The sequence below is a fragment of the Lysobacter enzymogenes genome (assembly GCF_900106525.1).
GTDB classification, from domain to species: Bacteria; Pseudomonadota; Gammaproteobacteria; order Xanthomonadales; family Xanthomonadaceae; genus Lysobacter; species Lysobacter enzymogenes.
Map to the genome: position 1 here is coordinate 125,675 of NZ_FNOG01000004.1, position 17,575 is coordinate 143,249.

At 70.9% G+C, this 17,575-nt stretch carries 15 protein-coding genes and 1 pseudogene; 4 read left to right on the forward strand and 12 right to left on the reverse strand.

Annotation, left to right across the window (positions count from 1 at the left end; all coding sequences use genetic code 11):
* Window positions 1-27 precede the first annotated feature (27 nt).
* The 7 genes from trpA to BLU84_RS11515 form a co-directional block, all read right to left on the reverse strand.
* Window positions 28-831 carry a tryptophan synthase subunit alpha gene (gene trpA, locus BLU84_RS11490; RefSeq protein ID WP_074866934.1) on the reverse strand — a complete coding sequence of 268 codons (804 nt, stop codon included), beginning with the start codon at window positions 829-831 and terminating at the stop codon, window positions 28-30.
* A 132-nt stretch (window positions 832-963) separates the two neighbouring features.
* A complete protein-coding gene (trpB, locus tag BLU84_RS11495) occupies window positions 964-2,208 on the reverse strand; it encodes a tryptophan synthase subunit beta (RefSeq protein ID WP_074866937.1) in 1,245 nt (414 codons plus the stop codon).
* Between the two features lie 251 nt (window positions 2,209-2,459).
* Entirely contained in the window at window positions 2,460-3,122 is a 663-nt protein-coding gene (locus tag BLU84_RS11500) for a phosphoribosylanthranilate isomerase (RefSeq protein WP_232518302.1), read from the reverse strand.
* Window positions 3,119-3,964 carry a tRNA pseudouridine(38-40) synthase TruA gene (truA, locus tag BLU84_RS11505; protein WP_074866941.1) on the reverse strand — a complete coding sequence of 282 codons (846 nt, stop codon included), beginning with the start codon at window positions 3,962-3,964 and terminating at the stop codon, window positions 3,119-3,121. The genes BLU84_RS11500 and truA overlap by 4 nt, the downstream gene beginning before the upstream one ends.
* 43 nt (window positions 3,965-4,007) lie before the next feature.
* Entirely contained in the window at window positions 4,008-6,278 is a 2,271-nt protein-coding gene (locus BLU84_RS11510; protein ID WP_139174936.1) for a motility hub landmark protein FimV, read from the reverse strand.
* Between the two features lie 67 nt (window positions 6,279-6,345).
* Window positions 6,346-6,489 carry a DUF6053 domain-containing protein gene (locus BLU84_RS28580; protein ID WP_425479361.1) on the reverse strand — a complete coding sequence of 48 codons (144 nt, stop codon included), beginning with the start codon at window positions 6,487-6,489 and terminating at the stop codon, window positions 6,346-6,348.
* 81 nt (window positions 6,490-6,570) lie between these two features.
* A complete protein-coding gene (locus BLU84_RS11515) occupies window positions 6,571-7,593 on the reverse strand; it encodes an aspartate-semialdehyde dehydrogenase (RefSeq protein ID WP_074866943.1) in 1,023 nt (340 codons plus the stop codon).
* Between the two features lie 86 nt (window positions 7,594-7,679).
* Here BLU84_RS11515 and BLU84_RS28585 point away from each other — a divergent pair.
* Window positions 7,680-7,760, forward strand: a pseudogene (locus tag BLU84_RS28585) (DUF6053 domain-containing protein); the annotation flags it as partial.
* A 23-nt stretch (window positions 7,761-7,783) separates the two neighbouring features.
* Here the strand turns inward: BLU84_RS28585 and BLU84_RS11520 are convergent.
* The 3 genes from BLU84_RS11520 to prmB form a co-directional block, all read right to left on the reverse strand.
* Window positions 7,784-8,794 carry a 2-hydroxyacid dehydrogenase gene (locus BLU84_RS11520; RefSeq protein ID WP_074867822.1) on the reverse strand — a complete coding sequence of 337 codons (1,011 nt, stop codon included), beginning with the start codon at window positions 8,792-8,794 and terminating at the stop codon, window positions 7,784-7,786.
* Window positions 8,787-9,908, reverse strand: a complete 1,122-nt coding sequence (aroC, locus tag BLU84_RS11525) for a chorismate synthase (RefSeq protein ID WP_074866947.1) — start codon at window positions 9,906-9,908, stop codon at window positions 8,787-8,789. Before aroC ends, BLU84_RS11520 begins: the two co-directional genes overlap by 8 nt.
* A gap of 671 nt (window positions 9,909-10,579) precedes the next feature.
* Window positions 10,580-11,509, reverse strand: a complete 930-nt coding sequence (gene prmB, locus BLU84_RS11530; protein ID WP_074866948.1) for a 50S ribosomal protein L3 N(5)-glutamine methyltransferase — start codon at window positions 11,507-11,509, stop codon at window positions 10,580-10,582.
* Between the two features lie 145 nt (window positions 11,510-11,654).
* Here prmB and BLU84_RS11535 point away from each other — a divergent pair, with 145 nt between their 5' ends.
* The 3 genes from BLU84_RS11535 to BLU84_RS11545 all read left to right on the forward strand — a co-directional run bounded on the left by BLU84_RS11535 (window position 11,655) and on the right by BLU84_RS11545 (window position 14,282).
* Entirely contained in the window at window positions 11,655-12,299 is a 645-nt protein-coding gene (locus BLU84_RS11535) for an SCO family protein (RefSeq protein WP_074866950.1), read from the forward strand.
* A complete protein-coding gene (asd, locus tag BLU84_RS11540; protein WP_074866952.1) occupies window positions 12,296-13,144 on the forward strand; it encodes an archaetidylserine decarboxylase in 849 nt (282 codons plus the stop codon). The genes BLU84_RS11535 and asd overlap by 4 nt, the downstream gene beginning before the upstream one ends.
* Window positions 13,145-13,271: 127 nt before the next feature.
* Complete coding sequence (locus BLU84_RS11545) at window positions 13,272-14,282, forward strand: hypothetical protein (protein ID WP_074866954.1); 1,011 nt, start codon at window positions 13,272-13,274, stop codon at window positions 14,280-14,282.
* A 76-nt stretch (window positions 14,283-14,358) separates the two neighbouring features.
* Here the strand turns inward: BLU84_RS11545 and BLU84_RS11550 are convergent, their stop codons facing one another.
* Both BLU84_RS11550 and BLU84_RS11555 read right to left on the reverse strand, forming a co-directional pair.
* Window positions 14,359-15,048: a lysoplasmalogenase gene (locus tag BLU84_RS11550; RefSeq protein WP_083382510.1), complete on the reverse strand. Its 690-nt coding sequence runs from the start codon at window positions 15,046-15,048 to the stop codon at window positions 14,359-14,361.
* A gap of 121 nt (window positions 15,049-15,169) precedes the next feature.
* A complete protein-coding gene (locus tag BLU84_RS11555; protein ID WP_083382511.1) occupies window positions 15,170-16,810 on the reverse strand; it encodes a transglycosylase SLT domain-containing protein in 1,641 nt (546 codons plus the stop codon).
* Window positions 16,811-17,575: the final 765 nt, after the last annotated feature.

The following is a 17,575-nucleotide window of genomic DNA, read 5'->3' on the forward strand; positions in this document are numbered from 1 at the left end:
CCGGCCGCCGCTGTTCAGGCGTGGCGCTCAGGCGGCGTCGAGGGCGCGGCGCAGCGGCGCGAGGAAATCGCGCGCGGCCTGCGCCGCGGCTTCGGCCGAGGCCGCCTCGGCCAGCACCGCGACCAGCGCGCTGCCGACCACCACGCCCTCGGCTTCGCGCGCCATGGCCGCGGCGCTGGCCGCGTCCTTGATGCCGAAGCCGGCCACCACCGGCACCTTGGCGCGCTGGCGGATCCGGTGCAGGCGGTCGTTGGCCGCGCCGGTGTCGAGCCGGTCGGCACCGGTCACGCCGGCGAAGCTGACGTAGTAGAGATAGCCCTGGGCGCCATCGCACAGCACCTCCAGGCGCGCGTCGGTGGTGGTCGGCGAGGCCAGCAGGATCAGCGCCAGGCCGGCCGCGGCGAAAGCCGCGCGCAGTTCGTCGGCTTCTTCCGGCGGCAGGTCGACCAGCAGCACGCCGTCGACGCCGGCGGCGACCGCGTCGGTGGCGAAACGCTGCGCGCCGCGGATCTCGATCGGGTTGAGGTAGCCCATCAGCACCACCGGCGTGTCGGCGTCGCGCTGGCGGAACTGCGCCACCGCCTTGAGCACCCAGCCCAGCCCGGCGCCGCGCGCGATCGCGCGCTCGGAGCTGCGCTGGATGGTCGGCCCGTCGGCCATCGGATCGGAGAACGGCACGCCGAGTTCGATCACATCGGCGCCGGCCTCGACCAGCGCGTGCATCGCCGGCACGGTCGCCTCCAGCGAGGGATCGCCGGCGGTCAGGAACGGGATCAGCGCCTTGCGGCCGGCGGCTTGCAGGTGTTGGAACTTGGCGTCGATGCGGTTCATGGATAAAGGCTTTGCGTTAGCTCCCTCTCCCGCTTGCGGGAGAGGGCTGGGGTGAGGGCCGGAGCGGGACGGGCGCTTGCCCTCATCCGCCCTGCGGGCACCTTCTCCCGCACGCGGGAGAAGGGACGGCGATCAGAAGTGCAAGCCTTCGCGCCCGGCGATCGTATGCACGTCCTTGTCGCCGCGGCCGGACAGGTTGCACAGCACGACCTGGTCCTTCGGCATCGAACGCGCCAGCTTGATCGCCTGGGCGATGGCGTGGCTGGATTCGAGCGCGGCCAGGATGCCCTCGGTGCGCGCCAGGGTGCGGAAGGCGTCGAGCGCTTCGGTGTCGGTGATGCCGACGTATTCGGCGCGGCCGGTGTCCTTGAGGAAGGCGTGCTCGGGGCCGACGCCGGGGTAGTCCAGGCCGGCGGAGACCGAGTGCGTCTCCACGATCTGGCCGTCGTCGTCGCACAGCACATAGGTGCGGTTGCCGTGCAGCACGCCCGGGCGGCCGGCGGCCAGCGACGCGGCGTGGCGGCCGGTGTCGATGCCGTCGCCGGCGGCTTCGGCGCCGACGATGCGTACCGAAGCGTCGTTCAAGAACGCATGGAACAGGCCGATGGCGTTGCTGCCGCCGCCGACGCAGGCGGTGATCGCGTCGGGCAGGCGGCCGTATTCGGCCAGCATCTGCGCCCTCGCCTCGCGCCCGACCACGGCGTTGAAATCGCGGACCATGCGCGGATACGGATCCGGGCCGGCCACGGTGCCGATGATGTAGAAGGTGTCGCGCACGTTGGTGACCCAATCGCGCATGGCTTCGTTGAGCGCGTCCTTGAGCGTCTGCGAGCCGCTGGTCACCGGCACCACGGTCGCGCCGAGCAGCTTCATGCGGTAGACGTTGATCTTCTGCCGCTCGATGTCGGTGGCGCCCATGTAGACCACGCACTCCAGGCCCAGGCGCGCGGCCACGGTGGCGCTGGCGACGCCGTGCTGGCCGGCGCCGGTCTCGGCGATGATCCGGGTCTTGCCCATGCGGCTGGCCAGCAGCGCCTGGCCGATGGTGTTGTTGATCTTGTGCGCGCCGGTGTGGTTGAGGTCTTCGCGCTTGAGCAGGATCTGCGCGCCGCCGACTTCGTCGCTCAGGCGCTGGGCGTGGTAGATCGGGCTCGGCCGGCCGACGTAATGGGCCAGGTCGTTGTCGAAGGCCTGGATGAAGGCCGGATCGACCCGCGCCGCGTCGTAGGCGCGGGCCAGCTCTTCGATCGGCGCGATCAGGGTTTCGGCGACGAAGCGCCCGCCGAAGCGGCCGAAGTGGCCGTTGGCGTCGGGATAGGCGTGGAAGTCGATCGTCGAAGGATCGATCGGCGGGTGAGCGGCGGGTTCGGCGGACATCGGCAGCGGCCATCAACACGGGAGCACCGCGCCACGCGCGGCGGAACCTGGGAGTTTAGGGCATCGACGGGTCAACCGTACCGTTTGCCCGACCTCGGAATGGCGGTCCGTTCCTGGGGTGACGGGGTCGGCAAAGCCGGCAGGGGCATCGGGCCGCGGCAAAAGCGGGTCCGCCGCCGGCTGCGAGCGCCGCAGGGCCGGCGTTTGCGTCTATCCGTTTGCTGGCAGTGCGAAGCGAGCGCCGGCGGCGCTCACTCCACGTGGCAATCGGCCCGCCGCACTTCCTCGACGAACTGGCGCATCTTGTCGCCGTCCTTGAGCCCAGGCGCGCTCTCGATGCCGCTGGAGACGTCCACGCCCCACGGCAGGGTCGCCAGGATCGCTTCGAACACGTTGTCGGGGGTGATGCCGCCGGCGAGCACGAAGGGCTTTTGCACCCCGACCGGGATCCGTTTCCAGTCGAAGGTATTGCCGCTGCCGCCGCTGCCGCCCTCGGCGTGGCTGTCGAACAGGAAGCCGGCGGCGCCGGGGAAGCGCATCAGCAGCGCCGAGGGGTGCTGGGTGGCCAGCTCGCCGCCCATCGGGATGGCCTTGAGGTAGGGCACGCCGAAGCCGCGGCAATAGGCGTCGTCCTCGTTGCCGTGGAACTGCAGCAGGCTCGGCCGGACCTGGCGCACGACCTCGCGCACTTCCTCGACCGGGTTGTCGGCGAACAGGGCGACCGCGTCGACCAGCGGCGCCAGCGCCTGGCGCATGGCCCGCGCCTCCTCCGGCGCGACCCGGCGCTTGCTGCCGGCGGCGAACACGAAGCCGATCGCGTCGGCGCCGAGTTCGCAGGCCAGGCGCACGTCGCCCGGGCGGGTGAAACCACAGAACTTGATGCGGGTGCGGAACAGAGTGCGGGAGGGATTCAAAGGCTGACCTCGGCAGGCAACTGGCATTCGGCGGGATAGCGCGGCCCGACGAACACCAGTCCCGCCGACGGAGCGGTCGGACCGGCGACCGTGCGGTCGCGCCCGGCCAGCAGTTCGGCGATCCAGCCCTCGGGCCGGTCGCCGCGGCCGACCGGCAGCAAGCTTCCGACAATGTTGCGCACCATATGGTGAAGAAACGCGTTGGCCTGCACTTCCATTTCCACGATATCGCCGTCGCGGCGCACCGCGATGTGTTGCAGGTCGCGGCGCGCGTGCGGGGCCTGGCAATGCACGGTGCGGAACGCCGAGAAATCGTTCTCGCCCAGCAGCGCCTGGGCCGCGCGGTGCATGGCGTCGGCGTCGAGCGGGCGCCGCTCCCAGCTCAGGTACTGGCGCTGCAGCGCCGGCCGCACCGCGCGGTTGAGGATGCGGTAGCGGTAGCGGCGCGCGCGCGCCGAAAAGCGGGCGTGGAAGTCCGCCGCCACCGGGATGCACCAGCGCACGCATACGGATGGAGGCAGGCGCGAGGTCGCGCCCAGGGTCCAGCCGCGCGGGTCGCGCTCGACCGGGCTGTCGAAATGCACGACCTGGCAGGAGGCGTGCACGCCGGCGTCGGTGCGGCCGGCGCAGACCACTTCGATGCCGGTGCCGGCGACGAAGCTCAGCGCCTCTTCCAGGGTGGTCTGCACGGTCGCTTCGCCGCGCGGCGCGTGCTCGGGACGGGCGGGTTCGCCCGGCCGCACCAAGCGCTGCCAGCCGGAGAATTCGCTGCCGTCGTATTCCACGCCCAGGGCGTAGCGCCGCAGCGGCGCGGCGGCGGAAGCGGTATCGAGGTCGTTCATGGCCTTGCCCTGCCCTTGCCTGCTTGCGCTCGTCCGGTCCGGCTCACGCCCCGGCGCGATCTCCGCCGCTGGCTTCCAGCTCGCGCAACAGGCGCGCGGCCTGCTGGCGCGCGGCGTGGTCGCCGTTGATCAGCACCTCGCCGAGCAACTGGCGGGCGCTGCCTTCGTCGCCCAGGTCGATGTAGGCGCGGGCCAGTTCGATCCGCTCCAGGCCCACCGAAGCCGCAGAAGGCGCCGCCGGCCGCGCCTGCGGCGAGGACTGGGCGACCGCAACCGGTTCGACGCTCGGCGCCTGCGCGGCGACCGGCGCGGCCGCAACCGGGGCAACCGGAACCGGGGCGACCGGGATCGCACTGACCGGTGCGGCCGAACCCGCCGGCAGCGCCGGCGGCTCGCGCAATTGCTGTTCCAGCGTCTGTTCTTCGCGCGTCGGCTGACGGCCCGCGGTCGCCGAATGCCAGGTCGGCACGCGCGACTGGCTCTTGGGCTCGCTGACCGGCGCGGTCCAATGCGGCGCCGCGGCCGGGTCGGCGCGTTCGGGCGCGGCGGGCGGCGCATCGGCAGCGAGCGGCCGCGAAGCCGGCGGTTCGGCGGCAGCGAGCTCGTCGAGCGCATGTCGGGGCGCTGCGGCCGGGGGCTCGTCTTGGCTGGCGCCCTGGCCGGGATCGAGAACGGGATAGAGATCAGGATCGGGATCGACCGCCGCCGGCTCGTCGCGCTGACCGAGCAGTTGCGCCACCGGATCGACCACCGCCGCGGCCTCGGGCTTGCGCCGCAGCGTCTCGACCGGATCGGGGCCCGGCTCGGCCGGAGCCGCGAACGGCACCGGCACCGGCGCCGGCGACCCGGCGCGGAAACTCGGCCGCTTGGGCTCGCGCCGGCTCAGCACCCAACCGCCGGCCAACAGCGCCAGCAGGCCGAGGCCGCCGAACAGCCACGGCAGCGGCGAACCGCTGTCGGCGCGCGCCTGGTTCTCGGCCAGGCGCTGCTGGGTCGCGGCCAGCTCGCTGTCCTTCATCGCGATCAGCTTCTGCTGGTCGGTGCTGAGTTTCTCGAGTTCGGCGACCTTGCTCTTGAGGTCCGCCAGTTCCTGCTCGCGCACGGCGATGGTTTCGTTGGCCTGTTGCACTTGTTCTCGCACCATGTGGCCCTCGCCTCCGGCGCTGATGCCGGATTGTGCCCCGGCCTGCGCGCGCTCGGCGCCGGGCGGGACGATTTCCAGACGCGCGTCGCTGGCCGCGCCGGGCGCGCGCGCGGCCGGCGCGACCGGCGCCTTGGCGACGCGGTCGGCGTCGACGGTCAGCGGCTGCGGCACCGCGCGTTGCGGCGCCTGGCGCCATTGCTGGATCTGCGCGCGCACCAGTTCGTTGGCTTCGCGCGGGTCGATGGTCGCCATCTCGCCGCCAGCCGGCCGGCGCAACACGGCGCCGGCGCGCAGGCGGTTGATGTTGCCGCCGACGAAGGCCTCGGGATTGGCCCGCAGCAGCGCGATCATGGTCTGGTTGAGGCTCTGCGCGCCGCCCATCTGCGCGGCGATGCCGGACAGGGTCTGGCCCTGGGCGACGGTGATCTCGCCGTCGCCGGGGATCGCCGGCGCGGCGGCCGGCTGCGGCCGCGGTTCGCGGGCGATGCGGCCGGCGTTGGGGCGCGGCGCCGGAGCCGGCGGCGCGGCTTCGGGCAACGGCCGCGCCTGCGGCAATGGTTCGCCCTGGCCGGCGATGGCGTCCGGCGGCAGCGCCGGGGCCTGGCCCAGGTTGCCCGGGTCGTAGCCCGGCGGCGCGTTCTCCACCGCCAGCGGGTCGGTCTGCTGCGGCTGCGCGCCGAACGGCAGCGGCGCCTGCAGCGGACGTTCGATGGTGTTCGGCGCGGCGCCGGCGGCGGCCTGGATCGGCGGCTGCATCGGCGCGGACGCGGTGCGCGGCGCGTCGAGCAGGGCCGAGTATTCGCGGGTCAGGCGGCCCTGGCCCCAGTCCACTTCGATCAGGAAGGTCAGCAGCGGCTGCTGCACCGGCTGGGTGCTGGTGACGCGGATGATCGGCTTGCCGTTGGCGTCCACCGCCAGGGTGAAGCGCAGGTCGGTGACGATGCCCTGCGGCGGCTCCAGGCCGATGCGCTGGAAGGTTTCCGGCGAGGCCAGGCCGGCGCGCAACTGCGCCAGTTCCTCCGGGCCGCTGGCGATGACCGGGATTTCCGCCAGCAACGGCTGGCCGGCGCGCGATTTGACCTCGATCTGGCCCAGACCCAGCGCGCAGGCCGCCGAGCTGGCCAATGCCAGCGCCAGGCCCAGAGCGGTGCGTGCGAAACCTGATCTCACGAGGTATCCCAATCCGAAGTCAGGCGGCGACTCTAAAGGTGTACGGGCTTAATGCGCAACGCGTTCGTTAAGTTTTCATCCTAAGCCGTTGACTGGCGGTGAGGAAGCAGGCCGGATGCGCGGCTTTTGTGGGAGGGCCTTCAGGCCCGATGCTTTCGTTTCCGATCGCCGCGATCTGAGCGGAAAGCATCGGGCCTGAAAGCCCTCCCACAAAAGCCGAAGCCCGAACGCCGAAGGCCCCAAAACGAAATCGGGCCCCGCAGGGCCCGATTTCATGGCTGAGCGAAGAACCTCAGCGCTCGTTCCACACCAGCTCGGCCAGCTGCACCGCGTTGGTCGCCGCGCCCTTGCGGATGTTGTCGGCCACCACCCACAGCGACAGCCCGCGCGGGTGCGAGATGTCCTCGCGGATGCGGCCGACGAACACCGGATCCTCGCCCGAGGCGTGGGTCACCGGGGTCGGATAGCCGCCGCCCTTGGCCTCGTCCACCACCACCAGGCCCGGCGCCTTCTCCAGCAGCGCGCGCGCGTCCGCGGCCGAGAGCTTGTCGCGGGTCTCGATGTGCACCGCTTCGGAATGCCCGTAGAACACCGGCACCCGCACCACCGTCGCGTTCACGCCGATGCTGTCGTCGCCGAGGATCTTGCGGGTCTCCCAGACCAGCTTCATCTCTTCGGTGGTGTAGCCGTTGTCGGTGAAGTCGCCGCCGTGCGGGATCACGTTGAAGGCGATCTGCACCGGGTAGACCTCGGCTTGCGCTTCCTGGAAATTCAGCAGCGCCGCGGTCTGCCGGCCCAGCTCTTCCATCGCCCGCTTGCCGGTGCCCGAGACCGACTGGTAGGTGGCGATGTTGATGCGCTCGAGCTTGGCTTGGCGGTGGATCGGCGCCAGCGCGACCATCAGCTGCATGGTCGAGCAGTTCGGATTGGCGACGATGCCGAGCGGGCGGTTCTTGAGCGCCTCGGGATTGACCTCGCTGACCACCAGCGGCACGTCGTCCTGGTAGCGGAAGGCCGAGGAGTTGTCGATCACCACCGCGCCGGCGGCGGCGAACCTGGGCGCGTACTCCTTCGACACCGAGCCGCCCGCCGAGAACAGGGCGATGTCCACGCCCGCAGGGTCGAACGTAGCCAGGTCCCGCACGACCAGGGTCTGGCCTTCGAACTCGATTTTCTCGCCCGCCGAACGCTCGCTCGCCAGCACGTGCAGTTTGCCGATCGGGAATTTGCGCTCGGCCAGCACCTTCAACATGGTTTCACCGACCGCGCCGGTGGCACCGACGACGGCGACATTGCAGGACGTCTTGGCGTTCATCTGTTCTGAGTTACCTGACTTGTGGGGACCGCCGGACCCATTTCCGGCGGGTGTTGCGAAATCGTGAGGGTTGCGGCGGAGGCTTTGTGGGAGGGCCTTCAGGCCCGATGCTTTTCTTTCAGATCGCGGCGGCCTGGCACAAAAGCATCGGGACTGAAGTCCCTCCCACAACAGCGGCACCGTCGAACGTTCATCGCCCCGCCCTCGCCGCGGCGGCTTCGGCGGCGTTGAGCGCGCTCGGCGGATCGCCGGCGCGCGGGCCGCAGCCCAGCGCGGCGATCAGGTTGTCGACCGCCAGCGCCACCATCGCCCGGCGCGTGGCCAGGCTGCCGCTGGCGATGTGCGGGGTCAGCACCACCCGGCGCTGCGCGAGCAGGCGCGGGTTGAGCCGCGGCTCGCCCTCGTACACGTCCAGGCCGGCGGCGCCGAGGCGGCCTCGTTCGAGCGCGTCGCACAGCGCGTCCTCGTCGACGATGCCGCCGCGGGCGATGTTGGTCAAAGTCGCGTGCGGCTGCATCTTGGCCAGCGCGGCGGCGTCGATCAGGTGATGCGCCTGCGGCGAATACGGCAGCACCAGGATCAGATGATCGGCGCGCGCCAGCAGTTCGTCGAAGCCGACGTAGCTCGCCTTGCAGTCGGCCTCCACCGCCTCAGGCAGGCGGCTGCGGTTGTGGTACAGCGTGCGCATGCCGAAACCGGTGGCGCGCCGGGCGATGGCTTGGCCGATCCGGCCCATGCCGAGGATGCCCAGGGTCGCGCCGTGCACGTCGGCGCCGAGCAGGCTGTCGAAGCTCCAGCGCTGCCAATGCCCCTCGCGCAGCCAGCGCTCGGCCTCGCCGATGCGGCGCGCGGCCGCCATCATCAGGGCGAAGCCGAAATCGGCGGTGGTTTCGGTCAGCACGTCGGGCGTGTTGCTGGCGAGGATGCCGGCGGCGCTGAGCGCGGCGACATCGAGATTGTTGTAGCCCACTCCGACGTTGGCGATCGCGCGCAGGCGCGATGCGCCTTCGATCTGGGCCGCGCCGATGGGATCGTTGAGGGTCACCAGCGCACCGTCCATGCGCCGCAGGATCGCGTTGACCGCATCCGGCGCGTGCTGGGTGACCTCGGCCGTGGTTTCGACCTCGAAATGCTCGCCCAGCCGCGCGACGATATCGTCGAACAGCGGCTGCGAGACCCACACGCGCGGGCGCTCAGACATCGCCCGCGCCCGCATCGCCGGCCTGCGCCGGCACCCGCGGCGTCACCGTGCCGACATCGCCGCATTGCGCGCGATGGCGCAGCGCCTGGTCCATCAGCACCAGCGCCACCATCGCCTCGCAGATCGGCGTGGCGCGCACGCCCACGCAGGGGTCGTGGCGGCCGACGGTGACCACTTCGACTTCGTTGCCGTGCACGTCCAGGCTGCGGCCGGGCAGGCGCAGGCTCGAGGTCGGCTTGAACGCGGCCGCGCAGCGCAGGCGCTGGCCGGTGCTGATGCCGCCGAGGATGCCGCCGGCGTGGTTGCTGGCGAAACCCTGCGGCAACAGCTCGTCGCGGTGCTGGGTGCCCTTTTGCGCCACGCTGGCGAAGCCGTCGCCGATCTCCACGCCCTTGACCGCGTTGATGCTCATCAGTGCCGCGGCCAGTTCGCCGTCGAGCTTGCCGTAGATCGGCTCGCCCCAGCCCGGCGGCACGCCGTCGGCGATCACTTCCACGCGCGCGCCGACCGAATCGCCGGACTTGCGCAGCGCGTCCATGTAGCGCTCCAGCTCGTCGAGCTGGGCCGCGTGCGGCCAGAAGAACGGATTGCCCTCGACCGCGTCGAGGTCGAAGCCGGCCGGCACGATCTCGCCGATCTGCGCCATGTAGCCGCGCACGCTGACGCCGTAGCGCTGCGCCAGCCACTTCTTGGCGATCACGCCGGCGGCCACGCGCATGGTGGTCTCGCGCGCCGAAGAGCGGCCGCCGCCGCGCGGATCGCGATGGCCGTACTTCTGCCAATAGCTGTAGTCGGCGTGGCCGGGGCGGAACTGCTCGGCGATGTTGCCGTAGTCCTTGCTGCGCGCGTCGGTGTTGCGGATCAGCAGGGCGATCGGGGTGCCGGTGGTGCGGCCCTGGTAGACGCCGCTGAGGATTTCGATCTCGTCGGTCTCGCGCCGCTGCGAGGTGTGGCGGCTGCGGCCGGTGGCGCGGCGCTCGAGGTCGTGGCGGAACTCTTCCGGCGCCAGTTCCAGGCCCGGCGGGCAGCCGTCGACGACGCAGCCGATGGCCGGGCCGTGGCTTTCGCCGAAGGTGGTGACGGTGAGGAGGGTTCCGAAGCTGTTGCTGGCCACTGCGGGGGATCCTGGTGGGTGCCGGGTGGAGCGTTGGCGATGATCGCGGGGGTGGGTGTGGTGGGGATGAAGCGGGTTCGTCGTGGTTGCGGCTTCGTGGTCGCGGCTTGCGTCGCTCCTACAGGGGGCTGCTCGATGGTACGGCGGGGCTGGATCGGGCGGAAATGATCGGATTGCGGTGGGGTAGAACGCGGCGCCCTCACCCCAGCCCTCTCCCGCAAGCGGGAGAGGGAGTCTTTCCGGCAGCGGCGCACAGGCCTTATGGCTGCACCGCCTGCATTGATCGCGCCTACAACGCGAATTTGCGCAATCGGTCCGATATCGCCGACGAGGCCGCACCGCTCCCTCTCCCGCTTGCGGGAGAGGGCTGGGGTGAGGGCAAGAAGCGCCAAAAGCGCGAGTCGCCGCAACGCCAGCCATCCGCGTACGCCGCCGGCCACCATAGCCGACCCGTCCGGTTTCCGCTGTAACGAAGGCAGGCGCAAGCCTGCGGCGATCTCTCAACGAGTCCGCAGGCGTAAGCGATCAGGGAGCGCAGACGCCGCGGGGCGCTTGCGAGTTCCGGCCGGTCGGCGCCGGCGATGCTGTGCAGTCAGCGTCGCGTGCGGCGCTGCGCGAGGCGGGAACCTCGCGCCACCAGCCGCCGACGCGCGTGATCGTTCGAGGCTCGATCAGGCTCGCGCGTCGGCGAGCCGTTTGATCGCGTCGTGGTGCTCGACCAGGTCGTGGCGCTCGACCACGAAAATGCCCATCTGGCCGACCTTGAACTCGACCCAGGCCAGCGGCAGCTGCGGCAGTAGTTCGCCCAGCGCGCGCTCGGCTTCGCCGACTTCGCAGATCAGCAGGCCGTCTTCGCTCAGGTGCTGCGGCGCGTCGCGCAGGATCTTCAGCGCCAGGTCCAGGCCATCAAAGCCGGCGCGCAGCCCCAGTTCCGGCTCGAACGAGTATTCGCGCGGCAGCGCGTCGGTCTCGTCGTCGGTGACGTAGGGCGGGTTGGTGACGATCAGGTCGAACACCTCGCCCTGCAGGCCCTGGAACAGGTCGGACTTGCGCAGCTCGACGTTGCCGGCGAGCAGGCGTTCCTTGTTTTCCGCGGCCAGCGACAGCGCAGCGTCGTTGATGTCGGCGCCGATCACGTCCCAATCGGGGTGGTAATGGCCGGTGGCGATGGCGATGCAGCCCGAGCCGGTGCACAGGTCCAGGGCGCGGCGCACTTCGCGGCCGCCGAGCCAGGGCTCGAAGCCGGCTTCGATCAGTTCGGCGATCGGCGAGCGCGGCACCAGGGCGCGCGCGTCGCTCTTGAAGCTCAGGCCGGCGAACCAGGCCTCGCCGGTCAGGTAGGCGGCCGGGATGCGCTCGTCGACGCGGCGCTGGAACAGCGCCAGCACGGCGTCCTTCTCTTCGGTGGTGACCCGGCCCTGGCCGTAGACCGGGCTCAGGTCGTGCGGCAGGTGCAGGGCGTGCAGGACCAGCTGGGTCGCCTCGTCCAGGGCGTTGTCGTAGCTGTGGCCGAAGCTCAGCCCGGCCGCGTTGAAGCGGCTGGCCCCGTAGCGGATCAGGTCGACGAGGGTCAGCGGTTCGAAGGAAACGGAAGCGGGCACGGCGGGTCCAGGACGGGATACGGAGCGAAGCGGGGGCGCAGTATAGCTTGGGTCGGCAATGGGGAATCGGGATCGGGCCCGGCCGCTTTGCCGATCCCCCAGCGCGAATCCCCTATCATGGCCGGGCATTCAAGCTGGAACCGCCATGTTCAACCGCACTACCGCCATCATTCTGGTGGCCGCGCTGGCCGCCGCGCTGGGCCTGTGGGCCTCGCAGAAATACTTCGGCAGCGCCAAGCGCTCGCACCTGCCGCAGACCCAGGCGGTGCGCCTGTTCGACCCGCCGCGCACCCTGCCCGCCTTTTCGCTGCGCCAGTCCGACGGCACCCAACTGATCCCGGGCGAACTCAAGGGCCACTGGACCCTGATCTTCCTCGGCTTCACCCATTGCCCGGACGTGTGCCCGACCACGCTGGCGCAGATGTCGGTGGCGCAGAAGGCCTGGGAATCGATCCCCGAATCGACCCGCCCGCGGGTGCTGTTCGTCTCGGTCGATCCCGAGCGCGACAGCCCGGACAAGATCGGCGAGTACGCCCACGGCTTCCACAAGGACACCCTGGCCGCGACCGCCGACGTGCCGGCGCTGGAGAACTTCGCCAAGTCGCTGAGCATGGTGTTCGCCAAGGTGCCCGCGCCGGCGGGCGCGCCGGAAAACCAGTATTCGATGGACCACAGCGCCAGCATGGCCGTGCTCGACCCGCAGGGGCGCATGGCCGGCCTGGTGCGGCCGCCGTTCGAGCCGAACGTGATCGCGCGCGACATGGCCGCGCTGACGGAGGCCTCGCCGTGAGCCTGGTCACCACCCTCACCTACGTGCTGCCGCACCGTTTCCTGTCGGGCCTGGCGCGGATGCTGGCCTATTCCGACGACCCGCGGGTGAGCCGCTGGCTGATCGACACGGTGACCGAAAAGTTCGGCGTCGATCTCGACGAAGCCGCCAATCCGGACCCGCGCGCCTACCCGACCTTCAACGCCTTCTTCACCCGCGCGCTCAAGCCCGGCGCGCGCCGCGCGCAAGGCGACGCGCGCACCCTGCTGATGCCGGCCGACGGCCGCATCAGCCAGTGCGGGCCGATCCGCGCCGGCGAGATCTTCCAGGCCAAGGGCCGCTCGTTCACCGCGCTGGAGCTGCTCGGCGGCGACGAAGCCGCGGCCGCGCCGTTCCGCGACGGCGACTACGCCACCGTGTACCTGTCGCCGCGCGACTACCACCGCGTGCACATGCCCTGGACCGGCACCCTGCGCGAAACCGTGCACGTGCCCGGCCGCCTCTTCAGCGTCGGCCCCGACGCGGTGCGCAACGTGCCGCGCCTGTTCGCGCGCAACGAACGCCTGGTCTGCCACTTCGACACCGACTTCGGGCCGATGGCGCTGGTGATGGTCGGCGCGCTGCTGGTCTCGGGCGTGGAAACGGTGTGGAGCGGGATCGAGATCCCCGCCTACGGCGACCGCGTCACCACCAAGGACTACCGCGGCAAGGGCATCACCCTCAAGCGGTTCGAGGAAATGGCGCGGTTCAATTACGGCTCGACCGTGATCGTGCTGCTGCCGCCGGGCGCGGCGACGCTGGACGCCGGCCTGTCCGCCGAAACCGCCGTGCGCCTGGGCCAGCCGCTGGCCCGCCGCACCCGCTGAAAGCCTCTCCTGTAGGAGCGGCGCGAGCCGCGACCGCGATAGCTCGCTTGCGACGTATGCGCGGTGTCGCGGTCGCGGCTCGCGCCGCTCCTACAGGTAGATCACGAAACCCCACGGAGGGGACCGCATGACCCGCAACGGACGCCTTTTCGCTCTCGCCGCGCTCGCCGTGGCCCTCGCCGCCTGCGGCGCCAAGAGCGAATCCGAGCAACTCGCCGACCTGCGCGACGGCCTGACCTATACCCAATACCGCCGCGTCTCCGAGAACGGCCTGCCGGCGGCGCTGGAGACCTACCGCTTCGGCGCGCAGTTCAGCGACAAGGCCGGCATCGCCCGGTCCGACCTGCCCGAACTCGGCCCGGCCGACCTGTGCATCGCCCATCTGCTGCTGGCCTACGGCGCGCTCGGCGCCGACAAGACCACCATCGCGCTGGCCGAAACCGACATCGTCGAAGCGCAGGATTGCGCCGCGTTCGACAACCTCGCCGCCGCGTCGCTGCGCTCGGTCGCGTTCCAGCGCCTGCAGTGGCCGCAACTGGCGCAGGCCGAGAGCGAGCGCGTCTGGGCCGCGCAGGGCGACGGCGATTTCCAGAAAGGCCCGGCCGGGCAGATGCTCGCCCTGCACCTGGGCCTGGGCTATCTGGCGGTCAGCGAGAAACGCTGGGACCGCGCCCAGATCCACGCCGACGCGCTCGGCCAGATGCTGCGCGCGCCGTGGCTGGGCAAGATCGCCGAGGCCGGCGTGGCGGTGCAGGAAGGCCGCCCCCGCGATGCGCTGATCTCGCTCAAGCGCCTGAGCGCGGACCCCAGCGTGCCGCCCGAGCTGCGCAAGGAACTGGCCGGGTTCATCGCGCAAGTCGAAGCCAAGGGCGGCGACGTCGACTCGTTCGCCTTCATGCCGCGGCTGGCGACCTCGCTGGCCTGGGACGCGGTGCAGGCGCACGGCCCCGAGGCAATGCGCGCGGCGACCCGCTTCGCCGACGAACAAGCGCTCAAGCCGGTCGGCGAATCGCTGCAGAAGGGCGTGGGCCAAGCCAGCGAAGCCGCCGGCGGCTGGTGGCGCAAGCTGCGCGAGGCGGTGTCTTCGTCGCCTGCGCCGGAGGCGCCGGCCGACGGGAAAGCCGCGCCGGCAGGGTGAGCCGGCCACGCCGCGCAGTTAGCGGGAAACGCCGGCTATCTGCGCGCCGAACGCGACGCGACCAGACCGCCGACGCTCAATCCCGCGCCAGCGTCGCCGACCGCCCGATCCACCACTGCGCGGCCCAGTAGCTCACCAGCACCAGCGCCTGCGCCGCGGCGAACGGCGCAGCGAAGCGGTCGATGGCCAGGGTCGCATCGGACAACACGAAACAAGCGCCGCCGATCGCCGCAGCCGCCCCGGCCGCGCCCGCGCGCTTGCGCCACACCGCCGCGGCCTGCGCCGCCATCGCCGCCAACACCGCGACGTAGACGATCACCGGGATGCGCAATTCGTTCGGCAGATGCGGCCACAGCACGCTCATCACCGCCGCGGCGACGGCGGCGTAGGCCAGGAACGGCCAGATCGCCGCGAACGGCCGTGCGCGCCGGCACAGCCCGACCAGATAGGCCAGGTGCGCGCACAGGAACGAGCCCAGGCCGAACACGAACCAGTCGCCGGGCAGCATCAGGAACGCGTCGCCGGCGGTCGACAGCAGCAGCCCGACGAAGATCGCGCGGCGATAGCGCGGATCGGCGCCGGCGCCCTCGCGCAGCACCATCGCCGCGATCAGCAGCGTGGTCGCGGGCTTGAACAGGTAGTGCAGCCAGATCGCGCCGGGGGCGTAGGCGCCGGCGATGGCCAATGCCGCCGACAACGCGACCGCCGCGCCCCACCCGCGCGTGGACAGGACATAGCGGGTGTAGGTCGCTGCGGGCTGGCTCATGCCGGATCCTCAGTGATGTAACGCGCGGCCCATCGATGCGCTATCGGCGCGGCCCGCGCGCTGGCCGACCACGACGACGGCGACGCTACCCGAACGCCGGGCGCGCCGCCGTGCTGCGGGTTCAGTCGCCGCAACCGCTCAGCTTGATCCGCTGCCCCGGCTTGACCGCATAACGCGGCGCCTTCAGCCCGTTGGCCTTGGCCAGCGCGCGGGTGTCGCAGGAGAACTTGCGCGCCACGTCGGTCAGGGTGTCGCCGCGCTGGATCTTGTAGTCCTTCGGCGTCGCCTTCTTCTTCGGCTCGGGCTTGGGCGCCGGCGCCGGCGCCGGCGCCGGGCGGCCGGTGGCGACCGTGGTCGGCACCGCGGCGGCGCTGGTGCCGGCATAGGCCACCGTGCCGTCTTCGCCGGCGCTGGACGCCGGCAGCACGGTCAGCGGGCCGGTGCGCACGATCGCGCTGTTCGCGTCGCTGGCCACCAGGGTGCGCGCCAGATCGGCGCGCTTGCCCTGCACGCACCAGCGGTTGTACAGGCTCACCATGCGGGTGGTGGCGTTGAGCGTGGTGCCGGCGGAGAGGTAGCTGTCGGCCTGGTAGCGCGGGTTGAGGTTGCGCAGCGCGCGCATGTAGCCGTCGCGGCTGCCGCTGCCGCCCATGCAGATGGTCAGTTCATAGATCGAGCTGGGCCGGTTCAGGCGCAACTGGGCCAGCTTGCTGTCGACCTTGGGGAAGTTCAGCCCGTACTCGCGCGGGTGCAGGAACAGCCACGCCGCGGCGACCACCATCGGCACGTAGTCGCGGGTTTCGGCCGGGAACTGGTTGTAGACCGACTCGTCCCAGAAATTGCGTCCGCCCGAAGCGTTGTTGATCCGCAGCGCGCGGCCCTCGCCGCCGTTGTAGGCGGCCAGCGACATCTCGATGGAGTTGTTGAGCTGGCCCAGGCGCTCGTTCAAGTACTCGGCCGCGGCCTGCGCGGACTGCTTGGGGTCGTAGCGGGTATCGAAGCCCGAACCGTCGTCGCCCAGGCCGAAGCGCTTGCCGGTGGCGAACATGAACTGCAGCGGGCCGGCGGCGCCGACGCGCGAGGTCGAATGCACGCGGCCGTTGGATTCCTTGGCCATGATCCCGAACAGCAGCGCCTCGGGCAGGCCGGCGCGCTGGAACTCCGGCCACATCAGCTGGCGCATGTACTGATAGTTGTCGTAGCTCTGCATCAGCGGACCGCGCAGGTCGGTCAGCCAGCGGCGGATGCCGGCCTGCACGGCCGGGTTGTATTGGACCATCTTGACGAAGCGCTGGCCGTCGTCGCTGAGCAGCGCGGCGGCGCGCGCGGCCTCGGGCACATCGGCGGCGAGGCCGTCGCTGTCGAGCTGGCCGGCGTCCTCGGCGTCCTCGTCGGTGTTGGCGACCGAGTCGGCGTTGGCCTTGAGCAGGCGCTTGTAGCCGGCCAGCATGGTGCTCGGCGCGCAGCCCTTCTGCTTGAGGCAGGCGGCGATCACGTCCTCCATGTCCTCCAGCGCGGCGTCGCTGTCCTGGCGGCCGGTCGGGTCGGCGTTGCGGATCTTGACCAGGGCCGACTGATAGCGGGCTTCGGCCGACTGCATGCGCTGGCTCAGCGCGTCGACCGCGGCCTGATCGCGCTTGGACAGGGCCGAGGCTTGCGGCGAGAGGCTGCACAGCGCGAGCGCGGCAGCGAGCGGCGCGACCGCCGCACGGAAGCCGACCAGGGCGCGCGCGGCGCGGGCGGAACGTGAATATGCAGGCATGAGGCGTGCGGCAGGTCCTTTTTGCGGGGGGCCAGGGTAACGGCGCGGGTCCAGCCCCGGCAAGGACCGTGACCTGACGCGGGTTTTCCGGCCCTTCCCGGCGGGTGGCGGGCGCTCGCCCGAGCGGATGAGCAAAGTTCGACTGAGCCGCGCCAGCGAAGTTCAGGCCGATGCCCGGTTTTTCGCGGTCGATCGGCGCAAGCGGGGGCGCCCCACCGCACCGCCCCCAAACCGCCCCACCCCTCCCTCCAATCTCGAAGCAAACCAACGCCCGCCATTCCGGCAAAAGCCGGAATCCATATTGCCGTTGCGGTTGTTATTGCCGTGGCCGTTGCTCTTCGCTCCCCCCGCCGCCCCGAACTCGCCACAGGCAATGAGAGACCCGAAGGGCGGCGCGCACGATGCGCGCCGTGCGCCACCCAGGCCATGGATGGCCTGTGTGGCGCATCCCCGCGAAAGCACCGAACCATAGTGGCTCTTGATTCGAAAACAGGGAAAGCGCCTTTCTTTGGTTACTTTCTTTGGCAAGACAAAGAAAGTAACCCGACCGCTTGCGGACGGAAGCTCTTGATGTTCGCTTGTCGTCAAACGCAGCCAACGGGCTTAGGTGGAGTTTGTCGTAGATGAATTGTCGCGGTCGCGGCTTGCGCCGCTCCTACAGGGTCTCCGGCAAGTTTCGTATCTCCGTGTAGGAGCGGCGCAAGCCGCGACCGCGACAACTCACCAACGACGCAAACACCACCCAAACGAAACACCGCCACCACA